The organism is Promicromonospora kroppenstedtii DSM 19349 (assembly GCF_000515355.1).
Taxonomy (GTDB): Bacteria; Actinomycetota; Actinomycetes; order Actinomycetales; family Cellulomonadaceae; genus Promicromonospora; species Promicromonospora kroppenstedtii.
In genome coordinates this window covers 4,989-10,323 of the sequence record NZ_KI911573.1, presented here as the reverse complement: position 1 = coordinate 10,323, position 5,335 = coordinate 4,989, and the positions used below count along the sequence as shown (strand labels likewise).

At 72.0% G+C, this 5,335-nt stretch carries 7 protein-coding genes and 1 tRNA gene; 5 read left to right on the top strand and 3 right to left on the bottom strand.

Annotation, left to right across the window (positions count from 1 at the left end; genetic code table 11):
* Window positions 1-477, top strand: a 477-nt coding sequence (locus PROKR_RS01305) for an FHA domain-containing protein (RefSeq protein ID WP_245605659.1), incomplete at its 5' end; no start/stop codon positions are given.
* 17 nt (window positions 478-494) lie between these two features.
* Here PROKR_RS01305 and PROKR_RS01300 read toward each other — a convergent pair.
* Together PROKR_RS01300 and PROKR_RS33385 are read right to left on the bottom strand one after the other, a co-directional pair.
* Window positions 495-1,733: an MFS transporter gene (locus PROKR_RS01300; RefSeq protein WP_036959038.1), complete on the bottom strand. Its 1,239-nt coding sequence runs from the start codon at window positions 1,731-1,733 to the stop codon at window positions 495-497.
* Window positions 1,730-2,359, bottom strand: a complete 630-nt coding sequence (locus tag PROKR_RS33385; protein ID WP_051432576.1) for an ArsR/SmtB family transcription factor — start codon at window positions 2,357-2,359, stop codon at window positions 1,730-1,732. Before PROKR_RS33385 ends, PROKR_RS01300 begins: the two co-directional genes overlap by 4 nt.
* A gap of 207 nt (window positions 2,360-2,566) precedes the next feature.
* On the opposite strand from PROKR_RS33385, the gene PROKR_RS33380 reads away from it, so the two are divergent.
* The 4 genes from PROKR_RS33380 (at window position 2,567) to PROKR_RS01280 (ending at window position 4,204) form a co-directional block, all read left to right on the top strand.
* Window positions 2,567-2,746, top strand: coding sequence for a hypothetical protein (locus PROKR_RS33380; protein WP_036959036.1), 180 nt, complete (start codon window positions 2,567-2,569; stop codon window positions 2,744-2,746).
* Window positions 2,747-3,023: 277 nt separating this feature from the next.
* Window positions 3,024-3,173, top strand: coding sequence for a hypothetical protein (locus PROKR_RS32090; RefSeq protein ID WP_020013234.1), 150 nt, complete (start codon window positions 3,024-3,026; stop codon window positions 3,171-3,173).
* A gap of 247 nt (window positions 3,174-3,420) precedes the next feature.
* The gene (gene orn / locus PROKR_RS01285; protein WP_036959034.1) at window positions 3,421-4,056 is read left to right on the top strand and encodes an oligoribonuclease; all 636 of its coding nucleotides are present in this window, start codon (window positions 3,421-3,423) and stop codon (window positions 4,054-4,056) included.
* Window positions 4,057-4,128: 72 nt separating this feature from the next.
* Window positions 4,129-4,204, top strand: a tRNA-His gene (locus tag PROKR_RS01280).
* 73 nt (window positions 4,205-4,277) lie between these two features.
* Here PROKR_RS01280 and PROKR_RS01275 read toward each other — a convergent pair.
* Window positions 4,278-5,174 (bottom strand): ATP-grasp domain-containing protein, encoded by an 897-nt coding sequence (locus PROKR_RS01275; protein ID WP_036959033.1) that lies wholly within the window; start codon window positions 5,172-5,174, stop codon window positions 4,278-4,280.
* Between the last annotated feature and the right edge of the window lie 161 nt (window positions 5,175-5,335).

Genomic DNA, 5,335 nt, shown 5'->3' with positions numbered 1-5,335 from the left:
GCGTCGGCCGGTGTGCCGTCGCCTGCGCCGTCGGCCGAGGGTGGCGGGCTCGCCGCGCCGCCGGTCCCCGGTGACGCCGCCTGGGTGGCCGAGATCTGGGTGGATCCCGACTGGTACGCGCACGAGCGGCCGGAGGACCCGATGCCGTCCGCGGGTCTGCCCGGCCTGGTGACGCTGCGGCAGCGCAGCCTCCTGGTCGGGCGGCCGTCCAGGTCGCGGGGCATCACGCCGGACATCGACTGCGGCAGCGACCCCGGGGTGTCCCGGCGGCACTGCCAGCTGACGACGGACGGTCAGCGCTGGTGGGTGGAGGACCTGGGCTCGTCGAACGGGACCTTCGTCTCCGCGGCGGGCGACCCGCTGCCGGACACTCCGCTGAGCCAGGGCGTGCGCCGGGAGATCGAGGAGAACGACCGGGTCTTCGTCGGCGCGTGGACGCGCCTGGTGATCCGCAAGGCTCTGCCGGGCGAGGCCTGACCCTTCGTGTCACACGCTCAGGTCGCCCGGGTGACCTGAGCGTCTGACACGTCCGGGTCGGGGGTGCGGCGCAGGCGCAGCGCGACCAGCCCGGCCCCGACCACCACGACGACGTTGGCCAGCACGAGCAGGCGGTAGTCGACGAACGCGAGCAGCCCCGCGCCGAGCGCCGTCACCACGGTGCCGGGCAGGTTGTTCACCAGGTGCCCGGCCGCGGCGACCCGGCCCTGGAGCCGTTCGGGCGTGCGGACCTGGCGTTCGGTGACCCACGCGATGACCGCGGCCGTCACGCCGAACCCGAGCAGCGCCTGCGCTGCCACCGCCGGGACCACCCAGCTGAACATCAGGGGCACCAGGGCCAGCCCGGCGGCGAGGATCCCGAGCGCGTAGACGCGCGGCCGCCCGAAGCGGGCCATGAGGCGCGGCGTGACCGCCCCGGCCACGAACCCGGCCACGCCCTGCAGCACGGTGAGCGGGCCGAGCCAGGCCGAGGGGAGGCCCAGCCCGTCGAGCACCGCGAAGACGACGGCGTTCACCAGGCCGACCGAGGCGAAGACGATCACCGCGTTCCAGGTCATGCCGCCCAGCGGCTGGGTGCCGAACAGGTGCCGGAACCCGGCCGTGATCGCCGCGAGGTAGGACTCGCCCGGTTCGTCCTCGTACCGGGACTCGACGACCCGGACGAGCAGGAACACGACGGCCGCCCCCGCGAACCCGCCGATCGCGACCGCGACCAGCGGCACCACGCCGACCAGCGCGTATACCGCGGCGCCGAGGATCGGCAGCGCCACACGGAACACCTGGTCGATCATCGAGAGGCGGCCGTTGGCGTGCCCCAGGGCCTCGTTCGGCAGGAGGTCCTTGAGGATGCCCGACTGGCAGGCGCCCGTCACGTACGCGACCGCCGAGTAGACCAGCGTGGACGCGAAGATGACCCAGACCTGGTCCGGGCGGTGCACCCAGAACAGCGGCACCAGCCCGAGCGCGCCCACCACGTAGGCGACCACGAGCATGAGCCGGCGCGAGACCCGGTCCGCCAGGTGCCCCAGGAACGGCGAGGCGAGCGCGGGCAGGCCCAGCAGGGCGAAGGTCACACCGCCCAGCGCGGCGCTGCCGGTCAGGTCGGCGACCCAGACCGCCATGAGCAGCGTGAGCAGCGAGTCCGCCACGTTGGCGAGTGTCCAGCCCACCACGAGCGTGCGAAAGACCGGGGTCCGCAGGTGCCGGGCGGGATCGGCGGGCTTGGTGGTAGTCACGCGTCCTCGTCCTCCGGTTCCGGGATCTCGGCCCAGACGGCGCCGAACAGGTGCGCGCGGCGCGCGCCGTCGGGACGCTTGCCGGGGTCGACGGCGCGGCCGCGGAACGGCGCGGTGATCTCCTCCAGCCGCCGGGAGAGGTCGTCCAGCTCGTCGCGCGTCGCCCAGAACTCCTGAGCCGTCTGGGTGCTGGCGTACACCCAGGCCGGGTCGTCCCGGCCGGCGTCGGCGAGCCATCGCTGCAGGGCCGCGAACTGCTCGGCCACGAACATGCTGCCGAACGCCTGCGCGGCGGGCCAGGCCTCCGGGTCGGCGATGTCGGGGCGCACGCTGAACCCCCTGCTCACGGCCCTCCACGGCCGCTCCTTGCCGTGCGCCTCGGCACGCTCGACGTGCCCGTACTTCTCGAGCTGGCGCAGGTGGAACGAGCAGCTCGCCACCGACTCGCCCGTGCGCTCGGCGCACTGGGTGGCGGTGAGCTCGACACCAGGACGGAACAGGCCGAGGAGCCGGATGCGCAGCGGATGCGTCATCGCCTTGATGGCGTCGGTCTGCGAGATGACGGCGTCCTCCGGCGGCGTCGGCCGCGTGAACCCCTGGACCTCCGGCTGCTTCTGCTCGGGCATGCGGCGAGCGTAGGACGCTAAAGAGAACTTGCGCAAGGAATCTTTAGCGAGTTCGCCCGAATAAAGCCGTGCGCCGCACCGCCGTCTCCTGGGAGGCTCAAGGCACACCGCGGTGACGTCCGTCCGGTCCCATGCCGGGCGGTGGACAGGGTCAGGCCAGACCCTCTGTCGGGAGACCGGCAATCCAGCGTCACGAAAGGCACTCACGTGCATACCGAGTACGACCTGGCGCAGACCCTTCACCGGGACCGCCTCCGGGACGCCGAGCAGTACCGGCGTTTCCGCCAGCTCCGCGAGGAGCAGAAGCGACGCAGGGCCGAGGCCCGCGCCGCACACCGGACCGACGACCGCGCGGCGGCACCCGCCCTGCGCGTGCGGTCCGCATGACCCGTACGGCGCCCGCCGGAGCTCCTCCGGCGACCGGCGCCGCCGACATCCACGAAGCAGAGCGTGTGTCCCACACACGCTCTGCTTCGTTCTTGTGCGGGCGCTGACCTGCGCAAGGGTGCTGCAGATCACCACTGTCCGCCTTGCGCGGGATTTCCTGAATGAGGGATGATGTAACACGACGGAAACACTGAGGAGCACCGCGCCGCGACCCGGCCCGGAGCACGCCCGCTGCGACCGTCGCCCCCTCCCCACCCCTGGAAGGACCACCACGGACATGCACGCCCAGACCGCCTACTACATCGGCCGCGCCCAGGTCGCGGAGATCGCCCGCCGCGCGGAGGTCGCCGGCGCCCAGGAGCGCGCGCTGCGCGAGCGCCCCGAGCGTCGCACCGCCAAGCGCACGAAGCGGCTCCGCCTGATCTGACCCGCCGGCCACTGGCCTGACGCGCACATCCTGGCCCTTCCCCGGACGACCACCGTCGTTCCGTGGAGGGGCCTTTGCGCACCCACCGCCGACGCGCGCGGCAGTTTGCACTGCAGACTCGGCACTTGGCATCGAGATCGGCCCAGGCCTGGGCCGATCTCGATGCCAAGTGCCGACAGGTAAGGGGACTGTCCCCGTACCGCACCCGTGTACACCAACCGCGCACCGGACGGAATAGGGTGGGCCGGTGAGCCTTCCCAACCCCAACGAGCGCATCGTCTGGATCGACTGCGAGATGACCGGCCTCGACCTGCGCGCCGACGCGCTGATCGAGGTCGCCGCGATCGTCACCGACTCCGACCTCAACGTCCTGGGCAGCGGTGTCGATGTCCTCGTCAAACCTCCGGCCGAGGCGCTGTCGCAGATGAACGACTTCGTGCGCGCCATGCACACGACGTCCGGCCTGCTCGACGAGCTCGACCAGGGGCTGACGCTCGAGGAGGCGCAGGAGCAGATCCTCGCCTACATCCGCGAGTACGTGCCCGAGCCGGGCAAGGCTCCGCTGGCCGGCAACTCGGTCGGCACCGACAAGTCCTTCCTCGACCTGCACATGGCCGAGCTGGTGGACTACCTGCACTATCGGATCATCGACGTCTCCTCGATCAAGGAGCTCTCGCGGCGCTGGTACCCGCGGGTCTACTTCGCCTCCCCGAAGAAGGACGGCGGGCACCGCGCGCTGGCCGACATCCTGGAGTCCATCGACGAGCTGCGCTACTACCGCGAGGTGCTGTTCCCCGCGCAGCCGGGCCCCGACACGGCGACCGCACGGGCCGCCGCCGCGCACGTCGCCGAGACGTCCGTCACGAAGCAGCTCGCTCCGTAGGTATGAGTTCGGATCGTGGCCGCTGACCATGTATGCTTTTCGACGGTCGCCGGTCCAGGACCGACGAGCATGGTGGGCGTAGCTCAGCTGGTAGAGCATCGCGTTGTGGTCGCGAGGGCCGCGGGTTCAAGTCCCGTCGCTCACCCCATGCAGAAGAGGGCCCCTTACTCCGGTGAGGGGCCCTCTTCCGTTCTCCGCCGGCAGCTGACGCCGCCCCCGGCTCAGCCCAGGAGCTTGACCACCGCGTCGGCCAGCTTGTCCTCGACGCCGGTGCCGTACTTCATCCACAGCGACGGTTCGGTGAGCTCGAGCTCGATGACCATGGGCACCCCGTCGTCGCCGGTGACGAGGTCCACCCGCGCGTAGGTGAGGTCCGCGCCGGTCGCGGCGCGCGCCACGGCGAGCGCCCGCTCGGCCACCTCGATCTGCTCGGGCGTGGCCTCGTACGCCGAGTTCTCCTCCTCGGCGTACAGCTCGCCGGTGTCCTCGGCGGGGCCCGTGAGCAGCGCGTTCTTGCGGATGGCGTGGGTGTGCTCGCCGTCGACGAAGATGAGGCAGGTCTCGCCCGTGGTGTCCACGGAGGTGACGTAGGGCTGGATCATGACCCAGCGGCCGTCGTCGAGCAGGCGGGTGGCGTGCGCGATGGCCTTGCCGCGCGACTCGGCGGAGACGGGCTGGTAGCGCCCCGTGTTCTGGGCACCGGCGCTGACCACGGGCTTGACCACGAAGTCGCCGAACGCGGGCATGCGGGTGTGCACCGCGCGCTTGGACAGGTGCCGGGCCGGGTCGAGCCAGATGGTGGGGATCACGGGGATGCCCGCGGCCTCGAGCTCGCGCAGGTACCGCTTGTCGGTGTTCCACTCGATGACGTCGGCGGAGTTGGCCACCTTGGGCAGCGAGCGCGCCCACGCGAGGAACTCGTCGTGCCGCGGCGAGTAGTCCCAGGTGGAGCGGACCAGCACGAGGTCGTAGGCCTGCCAGTCGACGGCGGGGTCGTCCCACACGGCGGGTTCCGCGGTGATCCCGCGCGAGGACAGCGCCGCGATCAGCGGCACGTCGTCCTTGTCGAGGTCAGGCAGCTGGGAGCAGGTCGCGAGGGCTACACGTGCGTTGGTCACGCCCCGAGACTATCGGGCGAGTTGTCCGAGGTCCCGGCCTGCGGGCGGGTCAGGACGCGGCGTCGGTCACAGCGGCGCCGTCGGCGTCCGCGGGCTCCTCGGCCGTCTCCGTCCCCGGTGCGTCCCAGGGGGTGTCGGCCGCGGCGTCCGCCGCCCGGCGC